Origin of the sequence: Pseudoneobacillus rhizosphaerae, from assembly GCF_917563885.1 — a bacterium.
GTDB classification, from domain to species: Bacteria; Bacillota; Bacilli; order Bacillales; family Cytobacillaceae; genus Pseudoneobacillus; species Pseudoneobacillus rhizosphaerae.
The window spans coordinates 1-19,724 of sequence record NZ_CAKJTG010000039.1 but is presented as its reverse complement, the minus strand read 5'-3'; the positions used below and the strand labels follow the sequence as shown (position 1 = coordinate 19,724).

The window sequence follows — 19,724 nt, the reverse complement described above, 5'->3', positions numbered from 1 at the left end:
TCAAGGGGTTCCTAGTATTACTACCCATTTAATTTATGAGCCGATACACTATTCTCAGCAGTGTTAACTCTTAGTAGGCAAGCTAAAGCAAAGATCATACTTCCTGCAGCCGCATAAAATAGAATTCCAAATCCAAAAAAATCAATTAATAACCCTAAAGTCGGTGGTGAAATGATTGCAGCTAATGAAGAAACAAAATAATATAAACCCGTACGTGTTCCATAACTGTGTGCATTTCCAGTAGAAACAATAAAAGGATAGGCATTAATATTAATACATGCCCAAAACATTCCTCCCACTAAAAGAATGGCACGTAAAGAAAAAACTGACTCAACAAAACTTAATAGAAAAAATACGAAAACTAGACCAGTAATCCCAATCAAAATCATTTTTTTCTCCCCGTATTTTGCCCCTAATATCCCACTTGGTATCGAGGACACTACAAAGCTTAAAGAAAAAAAAGCTAAGGAAAAGGCGGAAGCGCTTTGGGATAGGCCGAGTTTGTTGACTCCGTACAATGTAAATAAAGCCTCCATTCCCTGAATGGCAATAAACCAAAAAAAGATCGCAGCAAGAAGGAAAACAGTAGCAGAATTTAATTCTCTTTTATAATCAAATGTTTGATTGGTAGTTACTATGTGATTAGGGATAGCATCACGTTTTTCATTAATATTTTTAAAAATAACCCATAAAGCTACCAGGAAAATAGCTGAGACTGCTAAAAATGGCAAGGATTCGTCCACATTATATAACAAAGAACCTGCGCTGAAGGCTAAAATGGCACCACAGCCACCCATGAAATTAATCACCCCGTTTGCCTTCGTACGCTTGGATTCTGGTGTAATATCAGGCATTAAAGCAATGGTAGGTGAGCGAAAAATGGCCATCGATAAGTTCATGCAGACCATGAAAAGGATTAGCGTCATTAAACTTACGTGGAATGGGATGAGAGCGTAGAATAGGGCAGCAATCGGAATACCAATCATCAAATAAGGCATTCGCCGGCCATAGCGTGTATTTGTTCGATCACTACGATTGCCGATATAGGGCTGTATAAATAGGGCAAAATAATTATCAATTGTCATTAAAAAACCAATTAATGCTGTGCTCGTAAGATAATTATTGAGGAAAAATGGAACAAATCCATTATATAATGACCATCCAATACTGATGCTGAAAAAGCCAAAACCTAGTAACCATGTTTTTTTCATCGCAATCTCCTTTAATTATTTGTCAATTCCATTGGAGAAAATAAGCCGAAATGTAAACAACCATCCTTTTTTATCCATAAAAAAAAGGAGTGCTACTATTTTATGCGAATTAGCACTCCTTTTTGCCTATTATATTTTTTATAGCCTTAACTTTAGCTTACATTACCCATTTGTTACTTCATCAATAATTGCTAATGTCATTTCAGCTAATTTATTTAATTCTTCAATTGGCATTTTTTCATTTGTTGTATGAATTTCTTCGTAACCTACAGAAAGTACAACTGTTGGAATGTCAAATCCAGCAATCACATTAGCGTCACTTCCACCACCACTATGGACCAATTCACAGCTGCGGTTAATTTTTGCTGCGGCTTTGCGAGCTACCTCGACGACATGATCCCCTGCAGCAAATTTGAAGCCTGGATACATGACTTGAACATCTACCTCTGCTCTTCCACCCATAGAGGCCGCAACCGATTCAAATGCTTCCTTCATTTTAGCTACTTGCGTTTCCATCTTTTCAGGAATTAGAGATCTTGCTTCCGCTAAAATATCAACTCGATCACAAACGATATTCGTTTGGTTTCCACCTTCAAATCGACCGATATTTGCAGTTGTTTCCTCATCGATACGACCTAATGGCATTTTTGCAACAGCCTTCGCAGCAATGGTAATCGCTGAAACACCTTTTTCAGGCGCCACACCAGCATGGGCCGTTTTCCCATAAATGGTTGCTTTCACTTTCGCTTGTGTAGGTGCAGCCACGACGATATTTCCGACTTTCCCATCGCTATCAAGTGCATAGCCAAACTTTGCTTTTAAAAGGGTAGGATCAAGGGCTTTTGCACCGACTAAACCTGATTCTTCACCAACAGTAATAACAAATTGAATGGTTCCATGCGGTAGATTTTGTTCTTTAAGTACGCGAATCACTTCAAAAATAACAGCTAATCCCGCTTTATCATCCGCACCTAAAATCGTTGTACCATCCGTTACAACATATCCATCTTGAATAGATGGTTTTATTCCTTTTCCAGGAACAACAGTATCCATATGGCACGTAAAATAAATGGTATCAATATGATCCGCTGTACCAGGAAGAGTGCAGATTAAATTACCTGCCCCATGACCCGTTTGAGCTGTTGTGTCATCCTCAAATACCTCGACACCTAAATCAGAAAATTTCCGCTTTAAAACTTTAGCAATTTCTGTTTCGAATCTTGTTTCGGAATCAATTTGAACCAGTTCCAAAAATTCGTCTAAAAGGCGTTGTTCATTAATCATTTGTATACCCCCAATTATGTACTAACTATTAAAGTATACAAATAAAACACGAAGCTATCAAACCGAATACCACTTTTAAAAATAATAAGTAGAGTTCTTACTCTTCACAGCTGAAGCTAGCCCTTCCTAGAATTAGACCAGAAATGAAAAAGAATTTTAAATGACAAGGTATTTTGTACACTCAAAATTAAGTGTCACTTGGGATGTCAATTCTTATGACGCTTCTTATCCTTAATTTAGTAACCAGTGATTAAAATAAGCGGAGATTTTTCCGTTAAACTTCGGAATAATGCTTGGTTCGGGGGAAATAAGCGGAGGTTTTCCGGTTAAGTAAAGGAAAATGACCCATTTTGACGTTTTTTGAGTAAATAGTCGGAATCCTTCCGTCTATTTACGCTATTTTTAGGTCTATTTCGAAATTAAGGGAAATTTCTCCGCTTATTGAGGGTTCGCTCTTTATTTTTATTGATGTCAAAGACTCCAACATAAATGAAAAAGGCGTGTCAAATCTGTTGTCAGATTGCACGCCTTTTTCATTGTCATTTACAGGATTTGCACCTCAAAACGGAACGGTTTATTTTTTTTATGGCGATAGGAGTAATGAGAATGTTAGTTAAAAACTTTTTATCAATAAACATTATTGAATTCCTAACACTAATGCAGGAAGTAGGGTTTTTTTATTGAATAATAAAATTAAAAGAATATGTAATTTTTATTAAAGGAGAGAAGTTATATGTCTTATACGAAGGTTAAAAGAGAATTTAAACTTGTTGGAATAAAAGGAAGTGGAGAGTTTGCTAACTTTGGTAGTGAAGTTCCTTTACAAGCAAAAGAAGTATTAAAACGTGCAGACGAAATCCAAAATCGAACTAACATAGAAATTGCCTTATTTGAACCGAAGAGAAACAGAGACCATTTGGTAGGCAACTATTTTGTAGGACTAATCGTTAGTAAACTAGTAAACGAAGCCCCATCTGGAATGGAATATATTGAAACCGATAAAGAATATGCGACAACAAGAGGGACAATATCAAATGTTGAGAGTTTACATTCGAGTTTATTAAAATGGATTGAAGAAAAAGGTTATGAAAGAGATCTTGACTCATTTATTATTGAGACTTATCACCCTCTGGAAAACGGTGAAGAGGAAATAGAGATATATTTGCCAATTCATTCGTAATTTTGACCAGTTCTCAAAATGTTTTTAACAGCTAAGTTCACTAATAATCTTGTAGAAAAAAATATATTTGTTTTTCAAAGATTAATGAAAGTTATAGAAGGGAGCTAATAGCATGACTGAAAAACTATTACGTGTAGGGACAACTTATATCCCAGTCACTAATGTTGAACTTTCTACAGAATGGTATGTACTTCATTTAGGTGCAGAGTTAAGTTTTAAGGATGAGGATAAAGCCATTCTTAATCTTGCAAACCAAAGTATTTTCTTAGTCAAATCAATGAAGGGCCAAACGTCCAATTTTTTTGATGTTTATGGACAGGAGCGTTTTTCGATGACGTTTGAAGTGAATGGTTTGAGTGCGTTAGAATCATTACATACTGAATTTTCAAACAAAGGAATTAGCGTTGGAGAAATTGAAGACAGAGGACACTCTGGAAGGAACTTTGTTTTTTTGGATTTAGATGGAAATAAATTCGATGTTTGGAGTGAATTAAGTCAAAGTTTCAAAGAGAAGTACCTTTTTAATTCATAGACATAGCACAAAATCCACTATCGTGCATGTCAGCTTATTAGATAAGTGCTTCTTTTGATGATTCGGCAAAGGGGATTGATTCAATTAATTAAATCGAATCCCCATAAAGTATTATCTCGAAAATCTATGTATTTCATCATGTAGGTTCAAGGATTCCATTAAATCAATAATTAGGTTGAAAATATTCTCTTCAAAGACAAAATCTGTTCTAATTACATAAATTACATCACGGATAAAAGCGAGCTTCTCTATTCTATTACTCTTTTTCAAATATTCATTTAGACTTGCTAATTCGTGGTCATCTACTGATTTATTAAAATATTTATTAAAATCAAAAGGATATTTTGTGTAGGTAGTAGTATATTCTTTGCTTCCTACAATCCCTAATCCATCCAATGTAGAAGTAGTTATTAAATAAGCTCGATTTTTCTGTGCCTGCTTTAAGCAAGTTCCTATTTGCACGTGTTTTGTAATGAATTTCCCCTTAAAACGTTCTGCAACCTTCCTACGCTTTTCTATCCAGTCAGAGGGGGTATCTTTTTCAAACTCCATGATTACTTGCTGGATTTGGGTATCATCAGGAATTGCCCAAAAACCCTCGAGCATTTCAGCATGCGGAACAGAAGATACTAAATTCAAGAACTCCTTTATGTTATCCGCTATATATCTAATAGGTGGATCATTAGTAGGGCTTACACATACTATTGGTGCCTCTTGTAAAGTAGATACTCTACCAAAATCAGTCAAGAAACCAAAAAGAATCCCATCACCTCTAGTGTCTGCGAAAGGGATGAAATCTGGAGGGCTGATTGGGTCAAAATAATCATTCTCGCAAGGTTGGAATCCTATCATATATAGAGACAAATCAATTTCGTTTAGTTCTCTTTCAAGTGTATAGAGCTTATAAACTTCTTCAGGTATCTCATACGAACCATAGATTTCTCTGATACTATTGTCCATTCGAATCTCGCTCCTTAAAAATAACCATTATATAAGCATAATTCGATTTGGCCTCCTTATTTTCCTTTAAAAAACTCAAAGCGACAACATTCAACTTTTACTTATCTATCGGGAGTTTGTACAATAACTCTTTCTTTACGAAATCATAACCTTTTCAAGCCATCACACATAAGATAAACGGTATGAGTTAATCGGAAGGAGGGTTTCCCTTGTATTATTACTTTAATCCACAATCAGTTTATCCATATTTTCATCCACAGGGAATAGGTACCATACCTGTTAGGTATATTCCTACTCACTTTAATGAACCTTTACAAACATGGAACACGTTAAGACCTCAAAGACAGTATCCACCGGTAGACATTCATAAATTAGATGTATCCGTGCACAAATTCCAAACCCTTATTAGGCAGGCTGATTTACTAGTAAATAAGTTAGCTGCTGATCCAGTGTTTACAAAGGAACTTATGAGTGCAGCCCAACAGTCAAATAAGAGCAGAGTAAATGAATTAATTTTATCAACAGGAATCACCCTTAGAGTTAAAACTACTTTTACTCCAACAGGCATTAAGATAATACTAGAAAACTCTGGAATGGAAGAGGATTGTTGTAATCTACTCATAGGATTAAAATGGTGATAGAAATTTTATAGATTTATTTTTTAATAAAGTTTGTTTAAGAAATATTGGCAGCAGAAAGGGCGCTCAGAATGATGGGTGCTTTTATGTACTGGGACAAGTACTGTAATATGCACTAGATGTGTGAAAAGACCCAAGCGAATAAATCTTCACTTGGGTCTTTAGATATTTTATGGGTTGGTAGTCGTTGGTGGTACTGGTTTGAAATTGGTGTGAAAATTAGTCAAGGTATCAACGGCTAATACAATCGCCTTATTTTGAGCATTTATCTTTGAAATTGCAGTTGTTACTTCAACTGAAGTGCCATACGTTTTGACAAACACGTCAAGTTGATTTTTCAGATTTAATAACTGTTTTGTATTAGATAGTAACGCACCAGATGTTTTTGCGTAGAATTCTGCCTCTACTTGAATCGTTACGGAAGAATTAGTAGCAGCTTTTGTATAGAAATCAACAGTTGCTTTAGTAAGTTCTGCAACACTAGCCTCTACTTTGGAAATATTATCGGTAATTGGGGCTAATTGTTTTTTAGCTTCTTCTGCTTTAAGTTTTGCCTTGAAGCTAGTATGCAAGTCATTCAAATTTTTACTGGTTACGGAAATCGAGTTATTTAAGTCAGAGATCTTCTTATCAGCAACTGCGACAGCATTGGTATCAGTATAGTTTTTAGCAACAACGTCAAGCTGCTTTTTCAGTTCTTTTAAGTGATTAGTATTCGCTTTTAATTTACTAGATGTGCTTGAATAAAAATTTGATTCTACATGAGCGGTTATAGTTGCATCATTAGCAGCTTTTGCATAGAATTCCACCGTTGCTTTTGTAAGCTCAGCTACACTAGCCTCAACATTAGTAATCTTATTGTTAATAGAAATAAACTGCTTTGCAGCTTCTTCTGCTGTAACTTTTGCCTTGAATTGAGTGTGCAGGTCAGTTAAATTTTTACTTGCTACGGAATTCAAGTTAGTTAGATCAGATATCTTCTTATTAGCAGCAGCTACAGCAACTGCATCATTATATTTTGCAACGGAATCAAGTTGCTTTTTTAAAGATTGTAACTGTGTTGTATTAGCTTTAAACGTAGCAGAATAAATGCTGTAAAATTTGCCTTCTACAGTAGAAGTAATAGTAGAATCAGAAAACGCTTTTGCATAGAACTCCACTGTTGCTTTTGAAAGCTCTGCTATATTTGCCTCAATCTTGGTAATCGAATTATTGATAAGAATGAACTGTTTTTTTGCCTCTTCAGCAATAGCAATTGTTTTGAATTGATTGTGCAAGTCAGTTAAATTTTTACTACCTACGGAAACCTCCTTATTTAGATCAGAAATCTTCTTATAACTAGCAGCAACAGCATCTGTATTTTTATATTTTTTGGCTACATGGTCAACTTGCTTTTTTAGAGCTTTTAACTGATTTGCATTTGCTTTTAACTTACCAGATGTACTTGAATAAAACTCGGCTTCTACTCTGGAAGAAATAGGTGTAGTAGCAGCTTTAGCATAGAAATATACTGTTGCCGTTGATAGCTGTTTTACATTAACCTCTACTTTAGAAAGATTTTTAGTAATAGAAGATAATTTCTTTATAGCTTCTTTTTCTTTAGCATTTAGCTTTTGAACAACTCCTTTTGACTTAGAATCACTCTTTACCGAGATTACTGTCTTTTGTGAAACATCATTTGGTGCTGCACTAGCCATTGGTGCAAATGCTAAACCAAGAGCAAGAGTTGGAACTGCAATTTTAAAAATAGACTTTTTCAATGGTAAAAACCTCCTATTTATGTAATCGCTATATACTTCGGAGGACATTTTTTATTTATGTACCAAATTACATTGAATTTTTAAATTTTTTTGACTTTTACAATAAAAAACTTATCTAGTTGAATTTAATGCAAATGAACTATCTATCTGTTTTACGAATTTTTTTCTTTCGATATATAATAATTACGAGGAGGTTGGTAATATGAAAGCCATTCAAGTAACACAATTTGGTGGACCTAAAGAATTAATACTTTCAGATGTAGCGGATATAGTTGCAGGAAAGGGTGAGGTATGTGTTCGTTTACATGCTGCGGGGGTCAATCCAAGTGATACATACACATTAACTGGTACATATGCGTTCAGTATACCTCAACTGCCTTATACCCCAGGTTTAGACGGAGCAGGGATTGTGGAGGCTATTGGAGAAGGAGTCACAAATGTTCGTGTCGGTGATCGTGTATTTATTGCGTCGTTAATGCGAGGTAAAAATACAGGAACATTTGCACAAAAAATAGTATGTGATTCAAATTCGGTTCATTTATTGCCAGATCATGTATCTTTCGAACAAGGTGCAGCATTAGGGGTACCTGCATTGACTGCCTACCGTGCATTATTTCAACGTGCGTGTCTCAAGCCTGGTCAAACTGTATTCATTCATGGAGCTAGTGGTGGCGTTGGATTACAGGTGGTGCAAATGGCGAAAGCTCACTGTGCTAAAGTAATTGGTACAGCAAGCAAGCCAGAGGGTAAAAAATTGGTTCAGCAAGCTGGTGCAGATGTTGTCATTGATCATGTGACGGAAGAATCGATTGAAGATGTATTAGCCTTAACAGATGGCAAGGGACCAGATGTCATTATTGAATTTTTAGCAAATATTAATTTAGAAACAGATTTAAAGCTAATTGCACCATTTGGTAAAATTGTGATAATTGGAAATCGTGGATCAATCGAAATAAATCCACGTCTTGCTATGCAAAAGGAATGTGATATTTTAGCCACAGCCCTATGGAACGCACCAAAGGATGAATATGAACAAAGCATTCACGGTGTAATTGGAATGCTAAATAGCGGGGCACTTCGCCCAATTATTGGTACTACCCTGCCACTCCAGCAAGCATCGCATGGTTTTGAACAGTTAGAAAAGGGAATAGGGAATGGGAAACTTGTTTTAATCATTGACTAACAAAATGGATGGAATCTCACTTTTACTTTAAAAAGAAGCAGAAGTGGACAATCAAGAAATTATAAAGGAAATTGTATAGAAAGAACAAACGAAAAAGGCTCTCCAGCTTTGTAATGGAGAGCCTTTGACTATTTATTCTTTGCCTATGGGAATAATAATAAAAAAGGAGTGAAAATCATGAAGAAAATATTTAGCATTTTTATAATATTGATTATATTTAATATCCCCTTTGAAACTACGGCAAGTGAAATAAAGACAATTAAAGACCCCACTGAGGATTCTGACCAACTTAAATTACAGGATATGCTTATGAATATGCTTGACCCTTATATATTAAAAGATTTACATGATTATTATTATCCAAATATTTCAAAGTATATTGCTATTGCTCCATGGAAAATCGAAGTAATCGAAACAAAAAGAATGAATCACTTTCGTGGTTTTATTTTGCAAATTACATTTGAGATTGAGCCTACAAATGGTGGACATTGGGTTTCAATAGGAAAAGACAGGATGACCTATGAGATTTCTGTTGGACCTAGGGTTAAATTGGTAAATCATACTCATTTAGCGACATATTCTCAAGAAGAGTAATTAATAATAATGTGTTATTCATAGAAGAGATTGTTTTTTGTTATTTAAACGTCGGTATAATAGAAAGCAAATTACATATAAGTACTCAAGATGCTTGCGGAACAAATTCAGCACCAAATGCAATTATTTGTGTAGAAAACTAAAAAACCACTCAAAGTGGCTTTTTAATCGCGCATTGCTCCTGCTTCTCGGGAAGTCATTGCTCCTTGTCCGTTACTTACATCTTTTTGAATTTCTTGTTTTACCTGTTGAGCATCAGTTCCGGCAAATTCTGGCTTCATAATAGAGCCTATATTCTCATTAGTTTGTTGATCCTGTTTCATTACAAGTCCTCCTCAATTTATCGTTTTACAATTTTATTCTTTACATAAAAACGCTCGATGTATCCAGATTGAACAATAAAATAACATTCACGCCATAACACATTAAAACTTGTTATCTTTTTTTTTTGCAAGTGATCCGGAAAAAGTGGGAGAATTGTTGCATAAGAAAACGATCAAAACACACTAACTATTTTCCAAATATGTTAAAATAAGGTATAAAACAATAACCCTGTATACTAAAGTGAAAGTGATACTAGTTTTGAAAATCATTAATTATTTTTATTTGTGCAACCACTGAGGAGGTAAAAATGAACAGGAATCTATTAATTATTGTCGTAATAATCGTATCTTTACTATCTGGTTGTGTCGAAGAAAAGTCTACAGAAACAATTAAACAAACGAAAACAGAAAACGACTCAAAGGAATCGGACAATATTAAAGGCTATGAAATCAAAAATGCTACTCTAGTTCAATTTAAAGTAGCTGAACAAGAGTTTGAAATTGTACCAGTTTTTGAGCCACACCTCGAATATGTACAAAAGTTAAGAGAAAACCCAGATGCAAACCATAGTGAGTTATATATATCGACTGTAATAGAACCTTTTCGTAAAGAAGCATATAGCGAAGACAGGGGATTATGGTTAAAAGATATGCTTACAGGAGCAATAAACATTGAAAAGCTGAATGAATCAATCATCCTATTAGATGAAAATTACGAACATATCAGTAATCTAATCAAAGAGAGCATAGAGAAATCAGCTAAACTTTTGCCTAGTGGAAAGAAGACGATATATCTGTTCCCATTCAATCCAGATCAATCTCTATCGATAAGTACTATGAATGGAGTTGCAGGATTTGCAACTGAACAATTAATTGTCTTGCAAATAGCTCCTCAAAAATATAAAGAAGAGCTGATTCCTTACACTATGGCACATGAATATTACCATACTGTTTATTTTGAGAAATATAAAACTCAACAAAGGGATTTAATTGATTATGTATTATCAGAAGGAAGAGCGGATTCCTTTGCAAACCTGATTTATCCTAATATGAACATCCCCTGGATCGCAGAAGTACCCCAAGAGGATGTAAAGACCATTTGGAATTGAGTAAACGAAAGACGGTATTCTTATAACGAAAACGACTATACGGAGATTCGTACTGGAAACCGTATGATTCCTCAATGGTCCGATTATAGAATTGGTTATCAGATTATGCAAGAATTTTTAAATAAAAATCCAGATGTTCCTATTAATGAGTGGACCTTTATGGATGCCGATGAAATACTTGAGAAAAGCCGTTTTCTACAATGATAAAATTATAGGAAAAAGGTAGGCTGAAAATATGAGAGGTATAGGTTTGATGGGTGGCACTGATTTTAGCAACTATCAATTTGAAATTACAATGGTCTTTTTGTTTATACTTTTTAGTATCTTGTCTTTATGGGTATTGTATGATTCTGATAGTTACTTTGACGGCATTAAAAGACACATATTTTGGCCATTAACCCTAATAACGGGACCACTTGGACTTGGGATTTATCTTTTAATGCGAAGAAAAGTAGATTATTAAAGTAGCTTTTATTAATACTAAATCTGGAAAAAATTAATTTAGTGAACTACGGTTACTGATATTCAGGCAATCACCAGGGAACAATAATCCCTAATATTATCTAAATTAAGGGGATTATTGATGAAGAAAATTTTATTATTTATTATATTGACATCGGTCAATTTACATCTCTCACCAATTTTCACTAACGCTGAAGTAAAATTAAATAAAGAATTAGAAAAAATTATTTATGAGTTTATACCACCGAACTCAAAACTAGTTAGTCCTGAAAAACCTAAATCAACCAAACCATATCAGTTTTATGATTTTAATAAAGATGGTCAAGAAGAGATTATTATTACTTTTGAAATAAAGGCAAAAGAACAGCCAAATCCATCACAATATGGAGTAATAGTATTAAGAAAAGTAAATAAAAGATGGGAAAAAATTTGGGAGACCCAAACACAAGGGGTAGGATTAGATTATTCAGGTGTTGCTGATATTACTGGTGATGGTATTAAAGAGTATCTCTTTGGTGTCACAATTGGTGCTGCAGCAGGAAATAACCTAGAGATTTTTAAATGGAATAATAATTCTTTAAAGCTGATAGCAGAGGTTCCGTATCATATGATGGAGCTATTAACTAATAAGAAAGTTGGTTTAGCTGTTTGGCAGTGGTACATTGCAGATACCTATTTTGTAAATGTTCTAAAATGGAATGGAGAAAAATTAGTCTTTGATGAAGAACTATATGCTAGTTACTATCCTGTTATTGAAAAGTTTTATCATGATAAAATATCAAAAATGGATACTTGGTTCTATTGGTATACACTTGCAGATGCTCAAATAAAGGCAAATTTATTTGATAAAGCTAGGATTTCTATACAAAAAGGCACTACATTAGCTAAGGTATTATCAATGCCTGATGTAGTAGAAGATTTTGAACAATTAAGTGATAAGTTGAAGAAAAGGAAAAAGGGCGCTATTTCTCATAACTAACAACTGATTAGGCTGAAAATATACAAGATATATTACTTGTAAGTTTTCGGCTTATTTGTCATTTTCAGCTAATTGGGAGTTTAGTTTGACAAGGAAATAAAATGGATTTATCGAATATCTATAGTTTAACAATAGAATTAGGGGGAGAATGTATGGGGCGTTACGTTAGTATTTTTTTTCTTACTACTTTAATAATTGCTGTGTTGTTCTTTACATTACCGTTGTTACTTGGAGATATATTAGGTGAGATTGAAATCATCATAGGAACCTTATTAGTATTTTTAGGTTCTTTTATAATAACCCAACTATTTTACATAATTGATTTATTAAAGAAGAATTGTAGATAGCCTATAATGGGGTAACAAAGGCGATTGTTCAAGATGAAAAGTCGTTTTACTTAATGTTAATTTCACAGTTTTAAAAAACAAACGGAGAAATTCCGTTTAAATTGGAAAATACGCCAATTACCTTAAAAATAAAGGAGGTTTTTCCGTTTATATGATCCAAATCTTTGAATTTTGTCTTATTTAGAGCAGTTAATCGGAATATCTACGCTTATATTTATATCTTTAGTTCCAATTATTAAATTAGACGGAAGTTCTCCGACTATGAATACTCATACCTATACGAAAATCAACAATGAATAATATCAGAGCCAATAACAATAGGTTAAAATTAATTAAAGAAGTAGAACCTTAAACAAAGGATGAATATATGTTTAATAAACGGATGAAAAAAGTGATTTTCATTGTAATTGCTTCATTTTTAATATTTATCGGTTATTCCGCATACAGTATCTGGTCTTTTAGCTTTAAAAATGAATTAGTGAAGTCGGATGCAGCCATTGTACTTGGTGCGGCTGTATGGGGTAACAAGCCTTCACCTGTATTACGTGAAAGGATAAATCACTCAATCTGGCTTTATCATAATGGTTTCGTGGATAAAATTATATTCACTGGTGGTAAAGGGGAAGATAGTACTCATTCTGAATCAGAAGTTGCAAAAGTCTATGCAATCAAAAAGAAAGTAAAACCCGAGGATATTCTTATTGAGACAAAATCAAATATTACAGAAGAAAATTTAAAATACGCTAAAGAGATTGCTACAGGTAACAATTTGAAGTCATTTACCATTGTTAGTGATCCTCTTCATATGAAAAGAGCTATTTCTATGGCTAAAGTTTTTAATATGGAGGTCTATTCTTCGCCTACACCAAGTTCTGCTTATCTCACTTTGCAAACTACATTACCGTTTTTCTTTAGAGAATTATTCTACTATATAGGATTCATCGTAAGTATTCCATTTAGATAAGAATTCTTTTATATTTTTTAAGCAAGTAACGGCTGCTTAAGCTGAAACCAAATGATCGATAGACTGAAAAATTTTATTCATTACCTGATTTTCCGTATTTTTGCTGTGTATTTACTTAATGGTCATTTAGTCAATAAGAGTTATAAAATATTTGGTAAAATCGAAATAAAAAATATGGAGGAGCTAATGAGTCATTCTGTAAATTATAAATTGTGGACTGTTTGCATGATTCAAAAGGAAAACAAGGTATTACTACTTGATAGACAACACGATAATTTCAAAGGATTTATTCCACCAGGTGGCAAAGTTGAATTTCCTGAAAGTATAGTAGAAAGTGCAATTAGAGAAGTAAAAGAAGAAACTGGATTAGAAGTTAGTAACCTTATTTTTAAAGGTCTCTATGAATATGTTAATCCAGTTGCTATGGATAGATACATGATTTTCAATTATATAACAAAAGATTTCAAAGGAGAACTACTTGAAGATGCACCAGAAGGAAAAGCAGTTTGGGTAGATATTGAGGAAGCCTATAGCCTTCCGATGCAGGAATCTATTCGAAGAAGATTCCCTTTATTCTTTGAAGATAGGACATTTGAAATACAAGTTGAATGGAATCATGAAGAAAATAAAGAGGGAAAAGTTACTATAAAGAATACGTAACCGTGCAGGTTAGCATATACAGGTGATTTCTCGTAGGTAATAGAATAATGTCAGTAGTAAAGATGAGTCCGACATATTTGTGCAGGAAATGTCGGACAAATAAATACCTTTTCATATAGATTAGATAAGAGGAAGGAGAGGAAAAATGGATTGGAAAGATAGAATAAATAGTGCTTTGGATTACATTGAAAACAATATTGAGGACGAAATAAATTATAAAAAGATTGCACAAATAGCTCAAAGTTCCGAGTATCACTTTCCAAGAATGTTTTCATCTATCTCAGGAATATCTCTATCTGAATATATCAGACGGAGACGGTTAACACTTGCTGCATTTGATATTCAAAAAAGTGACATTCGAATTATTGATGTAGCCATTAAATATGGCTATGAGTCAGCAGATTCTTTTTCACGTGCTTTTCAAAAGACACATGGAATTAAACCTTCGGAAGCTCGTAATCAAGGAGTACAATTAAAAGCCTTTCCAAGAATCTCCTTTCAAATTTCAATAAAAGGGGATACCGAAATGGAGTATCGGATTGAGAATCTTGATTTTGATTTAAAAGTTATAGGAAAAGGTAACGTAGTCAAAACAAGTAGGGCCTTTAAAACAATTCCTACGCTTTGGAGCAGTGCCAAAAAAGATGGATTTATGCAACGATTGATTGATATGTCCTGGGAAGAACCAAAATGCACACTTGAAAGTCTATTGGGCGTTTGTGGAAAAGAGGCAACCATTATGGACGAAGAATTTACATACTTTATGGGTGTCCGATATGAAGGCGAAGTCCCAAGTGATATGGAAACGCTCTTCATTACTCATAGAACCTGGGTCGTTTTTCCGGGTATAGTGAATGCTTGGAAGCGATTATACACAGAGTGGGTTCCAACTTCTGGATATGAACTTGCAGATATACCTTGTATCGAATGTTATTATCCACCAAAACATAAACCTAGAAACGAACTTTGGGTTCCTGTGATTCCTAAATAGATACAAATTAATAATTAGGAAATCAAGCGTACAAGAAGGGAACTTCAAACAACATTGGGTGTATTTTTTTATGGAACTGACTATGGTATTAGTCGCATTTTTTGTTTATATGTTTTTGGGTACGATTTTAAATATTTGATTAAAGATGACTAAAAAAGTAAAAGGGCTATAACATTCCTTATAAGTTTATGTGTATCAATATTTGTTCAAATCTTAAACGTTATGTAAGGTGAAAATCTATTAGGATAAAATTTAATTATTATTAGGAGATAAAATGCTAAACAAACTTAAGTCTTGGGCGAAAAATTTAAAACGACAGATATATATTCTGTACTATGCTTGTAAAGATGACCGAGTCCCTTGGTATGCAAAAGTATTTATTGCTTGTGTTGTCGCTTATGCGTTCAGTCCGATTGATCTAATACCAGATTTCATACCCATTCTTGGCTATTTAGATGATATAATTCTTCTTCCAATAGGAATAATGTTGGCATTGAAAATGATACCGAAAGAAGTTTTATTTGACTGTGAAGTTAAGGCAGAGGAATTGGTGAGGAATGGTAAGCCGAAGAATTGGGTAGCTGGCTCAATAATTGTATTCATTTGGGCTGTAATTACGATATGGATTATTTTGAAAGTGTATCAACTTTTAAGCTAACAAGATGCAATCTCAGTAAGTCCACATTACGCAAGGTATTATTTTAACTTGCAAAATGTGGACTTTTTATTAGTGTGAAAGAATTCTAGAGACGGATATTAGAAAAAGTAATTTAGTGAAACCTTTTCTATTTCCCATCGTAATGAAGGAAAAGAGCTTTTATATCTGCGATAGTAGCTGTGCATACTTTATGTGAATTAATTGTGTTTGGAATACTTACTCATTATCATTAGGTGGTTGTTGAGGAAGGAGTCAAATGCTTGGAAACGTCCTGATATTAAATTATCAAAAACAAAAAGTGAATGGGCTTGGAACATTATTGGATATTCGTTTTACTTAGGTTCAGTAATCTTTTTAATTACCATTTGGAACAGACTTCCAAAAGATGTCCCTGCACATTATAATGCATTGGGTGAGGTAGACAGATGGGGATCAAAATGGGAACTTCTAATCTTACCTTTTGTTGGAGCATTCATTATTGTTTTAATGGAAGCGTTGGAAAAATACCCTGCAGTACATAATTATCCTCAAAGATTTAATGAATCCAACGCAGAAAAGTTTTATTTACTAAGTCGAAAACTAGTAAATCAGTTAAAAAATATTTGTCTAATTATCATTGCTGTAATCCTATATGAATCGGTATCCATTGCTTTAGGCTGGGGACATGGGTTTGGAAAATGGATTTTACCGATAACGATTTTGGGTTCGGGTTTTCCAATTGTTCTAGAAATTATAAATCAAAAAAAAATTAAGTAATAGGTTGAGCAAAATTCGTTCAACAGTAAATAGAATCATTTTATTTACTATATAGAACAATTTTGTAGCAACCAATTTACCGGGCTTTCTGTTTTAAAATGTGATGCCAATTTTACTTTAAATGGAATGGAAGAACAATCCTTCAGTAGAGAGAAACTATAAATGATAAGGGGGAATGGATGTTGGACATTATAAATGAAATTTTAAATAGTTATTTTAGGGCTTGGAATGAAGGTTTTATTAGCAAGAATGGTGAAGGGATAAGAGAATACATGTCAGAAAGATTTGTAGGTTATTGGGCACATTCAAATATAGATAAACCTGACCCATACTTCTATAACTATGACCTTAATAATGTATTGAGACAAATGGATAATGCTGAAAAAAGTTTTGAAGCTGTTTCCATCACCGAACGCAAAAATGGAGATGAATTTTTAGTTTTAGGAAGAGAAACCAATTTAATAAATGGTGAGCCTTATAACGCTCAATGTATGTTTGTATGGAGAAAAGAAAATAAACAGTGGAAATTATTGAGAGAATATATAGAGTTAGAAAGGTAAGGTCTTTATTCGACTTAGGCATTTAAAAGTTGCAATTATTACAAACGGCTCAACTCAGAGACAAAAAGCTAAATGATCAAGTTAGTTCCATTATTTACTTCAAAGAAACACTTCCACAATTTTATTCGTCTATAACATAAGGGGGTGTGTTATATGAAGCATCGATTTTACTTATTACTGATGACTGTGATGGCACTAATATCTGCGGCGTTCCTTTACCATTATTTGAACAAGCCAATAAAAGCCAAGGATTTCACACAGATGTCCATTTATTTAACTTCTGATCAAGAAGTACCATATGTTATTTCCGACAAAAAAGTAATTAATGAAGTAATAAAAAAAATAAATTCAAGCCCCAAAGAGGATATATCAAAAATAATTTTTGAACACGGTCCAGATGGAAGGATAATTTTTAAAGGAAATACAACAATTTATGAAGTGAAAGTTTTTAGCTACGGAGGTAATGTAGTTACGGAAAAGTATTATATCCATTCAAATTTATTTAATGATCTAATCGAAATTTTCGGCAAGCTTTAGAAAGCGGAATTGGACCTATCATAGCCCAAATTATATCCCTTCAGAACATCTTCCAGAGCTTACTATAAGTGATTGGAAGCAAGATTATTTACATGGTTTACAAAGTCATGGACTTGATCTCATCATGAATCAATCAAGCAAGTAACACAATTTAGACATTACAATTTATTCTAATTAAGTTTAGGCGAGGTTTAAAAATGACAACATTGCTTTTAATCATCATTTATTTGGCTTTTATCAGCTTAGGCTTACCTGATTCATTGTTGGGGGCAGCTTGGCCCGTGATGCAATCGGACTATGAGGTTCCACTTGAGACTGCTGGATTCCTTTTTATGACAATTGCAGGTGGTACAATTATCTCCAGTTTAGTTAGTGGAAAGGTACTTAAAAGGTTCGGGACTGGCAAAGTCACGTTTGTTAGCGTTTTAATGACTGCTAGTGCTTTACTAGGGTTTCATTTTGCTCCATCGGTTGTTTGGTTAATTATATCAGCTATCCCACTTGGATTAGGAGCAGGGGCTGTTGACGCAGGATTAAACGATTATGTTGCAACAAATTATAAGGCACATCATATGAGTTGGTTACATAGTTTTTGGGGTGTCGGGGCTGCTCTTGGTCCTATTATTATGGCTCAGTTTATTTTGGAGGATAATTCCTGGAGAGATGGCTACTTTGTTATTTCTGGCATTCAGTTTGCGTTAGTTATTATCCTTCTTTTCACTTTGCCTTTATGGAATAGGGTGAAAAAAAACAGGAATATTACTATAAATGAAGAATCCGAAGATTTAATAGATGTAATTAATGATGAAGAAACTAAAGATGTAAAACCTTTACAAATCAAAGGAGTTAATCTGGCACTTTTCTCATTTTTATTTTATTGTGGGGTTGAAGCAACAGTGGGACTTTGGGGAAGCAGTTTCTTGGTAAATGTCAAAGGATTAAGTGCGGCAACTGCTGCTGGGTGGGTTTCTTTTTATTACGCAGGAATAACAATTGGTAGATTTATTACAGGCTTTATTACCTTTAAAACTACTAACCGTACTCTTATTCGTTATGGACAAATAATTGCATTAATTGGTGCCATTATTTTATTTTTACCATTGCCGTCCATTTTTTCACTTGTAGGTTTCATTATTGTTGGACTAGGTTTAGCACCGATATTTCCGTGTATGTTGCATGAAACGCCAACACGTTTTGGGAAGAAACATTCTCAGACAATTATGGGCTATCAAATGGCGATTGCTTATACTGGAACTACATTCATACCACCAATCCTTGGTTTTATTGCGTCTCAGTCAACAATAGGTATTTTCCCAATTTGTATTGTTATTTTTGTTGCAGCAATGCTTCTAAGTTCAGAAAAGATAAATAGCATACTGAGAAATAAGGTTTACTAATTAGTATATTTCTTCCTTTGCGCTGCCGCCTCCACTGAAAACATGTTGGAATCTAATTAATATTGATAATATTTTATGAATTAGTTAAAAATATTAATTAGAAAGGAGGGAAGTGCAAATGTTTATGAAAAAGTGGGTAATAGGATGGGTGTTTTTGCTTACAATAGCTGTGGCAGCTATTAGTGCACATAACGTTTCTGCTGAATCCGATGTTGTATCACAGTCTTTGGAGACGGCTAAGGCGATTGAGGTCGAGTTGAACGATGATAACTTCAATCCGAAAGTCATCACCATTCCGAATGGAAAAACCACAATGTTGACTTTGAAAAATAAAGGTGTGAAAGAGCACACCTTTACAGTAGAAAAGCTCGGAATTGACGTCGATCTCAAGCCTGGAACTGTAAAAAGCATTACTGTAAAGCCACAACAGCCCGGTACATATGAACTGATATGTCGGTTCCATTTCCGGGAAGGAATGGTTGGACAAATAATAGTTAACTAAAAAAGCAGGGCCAAAAGTGAAGTGACCCCTAAAAGTTAGACACGGTTATTTCATTAGGCAGCTTGCTCAAAATGAGTTCGGTATTGTACCGGACTCATTTTTAATTTTGCCTTCATCCGTTTCGTATTATAATATTC

General features: G+C 34.0%; 22 protein-coding genes and 1 pseudogene. 17 read left to right on the top strand and 6 right to left on the bottom strand.

Annotation, left to right across the window (positions count from 1 at the left end; genetic code table 11):
• Positions 1 to 20: 20 nt before the first annotated feature.
• On the bottom strand, positions 21 to 1,211 hold the full coding sequence (locus LRP83_RS21530; protein WP_230498890.1) for an SLC45 family MFS transporter: 1,191 nt from the start codon (positions 1,209 to 1,211) through the stop codon (positions 21 to 23).
• Positions 1,212 to 1,373: 162 nt separating this feature from the next.
• Entirely contained in the window at positions 1,374 to 2,495 is a 1,122-nt protein-coding gene (locus LRP83_RS21525) for a tripeptidase T (RefSeq protein WP_230498889.1), read from the bottom strand.
• A gap of 733 nt (positions 2,496 to 3,228) precedes the next feature.
• Between LRP83_RS21525 and LRP83_RS21520 the strand changes: the two genes are divergently transcribed.
• Positions 3,229 to 3,675 (top strand): GyrI-like domain-containing protein, encoded by a 447-nt coding sequence (locus LRP83_RS21520; protein WP_230498888.1) that lies wholly within the window; start codon positions 3,229 to 3,231, stop codon positions 3,673 to 3,675.
• A gap of 112 nt (positions 3,676 to 3,787) precedes the next feature.
• Positions 3,788 to 4,207, top strand: a complete 420-nt coding sequence (locus LRP83_RS21515) for a VOC family protein (RefSeq protein ID WP_230498887.1) — start codon at positions 3,788 to 3,790, stop codon at positions 4,205 to 4,207.
• Positions 4,208 to 4,318: 111 nt separating this feature from the next.
• Here LRP83_RS21515 and LRP83_RS21510 read toward each other — a convergent pair whose 3' ends face one another.
• Positions 4,319 to 5,167, bottom strand: coding sequence for an SMI1/KNR4 family protein (locus LRP83_RS21510; RefSeq protein ID WP_230498886.1), 849 nt, complete (start codon positions 5,165 to 5,167; stop codon positions 4,319 to 4,321).
• 209 nt (positions 5,168 to 5,376) lie between these two features.
• On the opposite strand from LRP83_RS21510, the gene LRP83_RS21505 reads away from it, so the two are divergent.
• On the top strand, positions 5,377 to 5,805 hold the full coding sequence (locus LRP83_RS21505; RefSeq protein ID WP_230498885.1) for a YuzC family spore coat inner layer protein: 429 nt from the start codon (positions 5,377 to 5,379) through the stop codon (positions 5,803 to 5,805).
• Positions 5,806 to 5,975: 170 nt separating this feature from the next.
• On the opposite strand, the gene LRP83_RS21500 is transcribed toward LRP83_RS21505, so the two are convergent.
• Positions 5,976 to 7,565: a coiled-coil domain-containing protein gene (locus LRP83_RS21500; RefSeq protein ID WP_230498884.1), complete on the bottom strand. Its 1,590-nt coding sequence runs from the start codon at positions 7,563 to 7,565 to the stop codon at positions 5,976 to 5,978.
• Between the two features lie 202 nt (positions 7,566 to 7,767).
• Here LRP83_RS21500 and LRP83_RS21495 point away from each other — a divergent pair, with 202 nt between their 5' ends.
• Together LRP83_RS21495 and LRP83_RS21490 are read left to right on the top strand one after the other, a co-directional pair.
• Positions 7,768 to 8,748, top strand: coding sequence for an NADPH:quinone reductase (locus tag LRP83_RS21495; RefSeq protein WP_230498883.1), 981 nt, complete (start codon positions 7,768 to 7,770; stop codon positions 8,746 to 8,748).
• 177 nt (positions 8,749 to 8,925) lie between these two features.
• Positions 8,926 to 9,342, top strand: a complete 417-nt coding sequence (locus LRP83_RS21490; RefSeq protein WP_230498882.1) for a DUF3888 domain-containing protein — start codon at positions 8,926 to 8,928, stop codon at positions 9,340 to 9,342.
• A 164-nt stretch (positions 9,343 to 9,506) separates the two neighbouring features.
• On the opposite strand, the gene LRP83_RS21485 is transcribed toward LRP83_RS21490, so the two are convergent.
• Positions 9,507 to 9,665: a hypothetical protein gene (locus tag LRP83_RS21485; protein WP_230498881.1), complete on the bottom strand. Its 159-nt coding sequence runs from the start codon at positions 9,663 to 9,665 to the stop codon at positions 9,507 to 9,509.
• Positions 9,666 to 9,973: 308 nt separating this feature from the next.
• Here LRP83_RS21485 and LRP83_RS21480 point away from each other — a divergent pair.
• The 12 genes and pseudogenes from LRP83_RS21480 to LRP83_RS21425 all read left to right on the top strand — a co-directional run bounded on the left by LRP83_RS21480 (position 9,974) and on the right by LRP83_RS21425 (position 19,587).
• A pseudogene (locus LRP83_RS21480) lies at positions 9,974 to 10,978 on the top strand (DUF2268 domain-containing putative Zn-dependent protease).
• A 379-nt stretch (positions 10,979 to 11,357) separates the two neighbouring features.
• Positions 11,358 to 12,215 (top strand): hypothetical protein, encoded by an 858-nt coding sequence (locus LRP83_RS21475; RefSeq protein WP_230498880.1) that lies wholly within the window; start codon positions 11,358 to 11,360, stop codon positions 12,213 to 12,215.
• Positions 12,216 to 12,367: 152 nt separating this feature from the next.
• Positions 12,368 to 12,562: a hypothetical protein gene (locus LRP83_RS21470; RefSeq protein ID WP_230498879.1), complete on the top strand. Its 195-nt coding sequence runs from the start codon at positions 12,368 to 12,370 to the stop codon at positions 12,560 to 12,562.
• Positions 12,563 to 12,929: 367 nt separating this feature from the next.
• A complete protein-coding gene (locus LRP83_RS21465; protein WP_230498878.1) occupies positions 12,930 to 13,526 on the top strand; it encodes a YdcF family protein in 597 nt (198 codons plus the stop codon).
• A gap of 186 nt (positions 13,527 to 13,712) precedes the next feature.
• Positions 13,713 to 14,186 (top strand): 8-oxo-dGTP diphosphatase, encoded by a 474-nt coding sequence (locus tag LRP83_RS21460; protein WP_230498877.1) that lies wholly within the window; start codon positions 13,713 to 13,715, stop codon positions 14,184 to 14,186.
• Positions 14,187 to 14,331: 145 nt separating this feature from the next.
• Positions 14,332 to 15,177, top strand: coding sequence for an AraC family transcriptional regulator (locus LRP83_RS21455; RefSeq protein WP_230498876.1), 846 nt, complete (start codon positions 14,332 to 14,334; stop codon positions 15,175 to 15,177).
• A gap of 274 nt (positions 15,178 to 15,451) precedes the next feature.
• Positions 15,452 to 15,835 (top strand): YkvA family protein, encoded by a 384-nt coding sequence (locus LRP83_RS21450; protein WP_230498875.1) that lies wholly within the window; start codon positions 15,452 to 15,454, stop codon positions 15,833 to 15,835.
• A 237-nt stretch (positions 15,836 to 16,072) separates the two neighbouring features.
• Positions 16,073 to 16,591, top strand: a complete 519-nt coding sequence (locus LRP83_RS21445; protein ID WP_230498874.1) for a DUF1648 domain-containing protein — start codon at positions 16,073 to 16,075, stop codon at positions 16,589 to 16,591.
• Positions 16,592 to 16,770: 179 nt separating this feature from the next.
• Entirely contained in the window at positions 16,771 to 17,151 is a 381-nt protein-coding gene (locus LRP83_RS21440; RefSeq protein WP_230498873.1) for a nuclear transport factor 2 family protein, read from the top strand.
• Between the two features lie 153 nt (positions 17,152 to 17,304).
• Positions 17,305 to 17,688, top strand: coding sequence for a hypothetical protein (locus tag LRP83_RS21435; RefSeq protein ID WP_230498872.1), 384 nt, complete (start codon positions 17,305 to 17,307; stop codon positions 17,686 to 17,688).
• 197 nt (positions 17,689 to 17,885) lie between these two features.
• Complete coding sequence (locus LRP83_RS21430) at positions 17,886 to 19,085, top strand: MFS transporter (protein WP_230498871.1); 1,200 nt, start codon at positions 17,886 to 17,888, stop codon at positions 19,083 to 19,085.
• A 118-nt stretch (positions 19,086 to 19,203) separates the two neighbouring features.
• The gene (locus LRP83_RS21425; protein ID WP_230498870.1) at positions 19,204 to 19,587 is read left to right on the top strand and encodes a cupredoxin domain-containing protein; all 384 of its coding nucleotides are present in this window, start codon (positions 19,204 to 19,206) and stop codon (positions 19,585 to 19,587) included.
• A gap of 53 nt (positions 19,588 to 19,640) precedes the next feature.
• Here LRP83_RS21425 and LRP83_RS21420 read toward each other — a convergent pair.
• On the bottom strand, positions 19,641 to 19,724 hold an 84-nt coding region (locus tag LRP83_RS21420), incomplete at its 5' end, for an IS3 family transposase (RefSeq protein ID WP_151537431.1).

Bases quoted from the DNA above. Each gene is read 5' to 3' on its own strand.
- LRP83_RS21530 (WP_230498890.1), bottom strand. From the start codon at position 1,211: ATGAAAAAAACATGGTTACTAGGTTTTGGCTTTTTCAGCATCAGTATT.
- LRP83_RS21525 (WP_230498889.1), bottom strand. From the start codon at position 2,495: ATGATTAATGAACAACGCCTTTTAGACGAATTTTTGGAACTGGTTCAA.
- LRP83_RS21520 (WP_230498888.1), top strand. From the start codon at position 3,229: ATGTCTTATACGAAGGTTAAAAGAGAATTTAAACTTGTTGGAATAAAA.
- LRP83_RS21515 (WP_230498887.1), top strand. From the start codon at position 3,788: ATGACTGAAAAACTATTACGTGTAGGGACAACTTATATCCCAGTCACT.
- LRP83_RS21510 (WP_230498886.1), bottom strand. From the start codon at position 5,167: ATGGACAATAGTATCAGAGAAATCTATGGTTCGTATGAGATACCTGAA.
- LRP83_RS21495 (WP_230498883.1), top strand. From the start codon at position 7,768: ATGAAAGCCATTCAAGTAACACAATTTGGTGGACCTAAAGAATTAATA.
- LRP83_RS21490 (WP_230498882.1), top strand. From the start codon at position 8,926: ATGAAGAAAATATTTAGCATTTTTATAATATTGATTATATTTAATATC.
- LRP83_RS21485 (WP_230498881.1), bottom strand. From the start codon at position 9,665: ATGAAACAGGATCAACAAACTAATGAGAATATAGGCTCTATTATGAAG.
- LRP83_RS21475 (WP_230498880.1), top strand. From the start codon at position 11,358: ATGAAGAAAATTTTATTATTTATTATATTGACATCGGTCAATTTACAT.
- LRP83_RS21470 (WP_230498879.1), top strand. From the start codon at position 12,368: ATGGGGCGTTACGTTAGTATTTTTTTTCTTACTACTTTAATAATTGCT.
- LRP83_RS21465 (WP_230498878.1), top strand. From the start codon at position 12,930: ATGTTTAATAAACGGATGAAAAAAGTGATTTTCATTGTAATTGCTTCA.
- LRP83_RS21460 (WP_230498877.1), top strand. From the start codon at position 13,713: ATGAGTCATTCTGTAAATTATAAATTGTGGACTGTTTGCATGATTCAA.
- LRP83_RS21455 (WP_230498876.1), top strand. From the start codon at position 14,332: ATGGATTGGAAAGATAGAATAAATAGTGCTTTGGATTACATTGAAAAC.
- LRP83_RS21450 (WP_230498875.1), top strand. From the start codon at position 15,452: ATGCTAAACAAACTTAAGTCTTGGGCGAAAAATTTAAAACGACAGATA.
- LRP83_RS21440 (WP_230498873.1), top strand. From the start codon at position 16,771: ATGTTGGACATTATAAATGAAATTTTAAATAGTTATTTTAGGGCTTGG.
- LRP83_RS21435 (WP_230498872.1), top strand. From the start codon at position 17,305: ATGAAGCATCGATTTTACTTATTACTGATGACTGTGATGGCACTAATA.
- LRP83_RS21430 (WP_230498871.1), top strand. From the start codon at position 17,886: ATGACAACATTGCTTTTAATCATCATTTATTTGGCTTTTATCAGCTTA.
- LRP83_RS21425 (WP_230498870.1), top strand. From the start codon at position 19,204: ATGTTTATGAAAAAGTGGGTAATAGGATGGGTGTTTTTGCTTACAATA.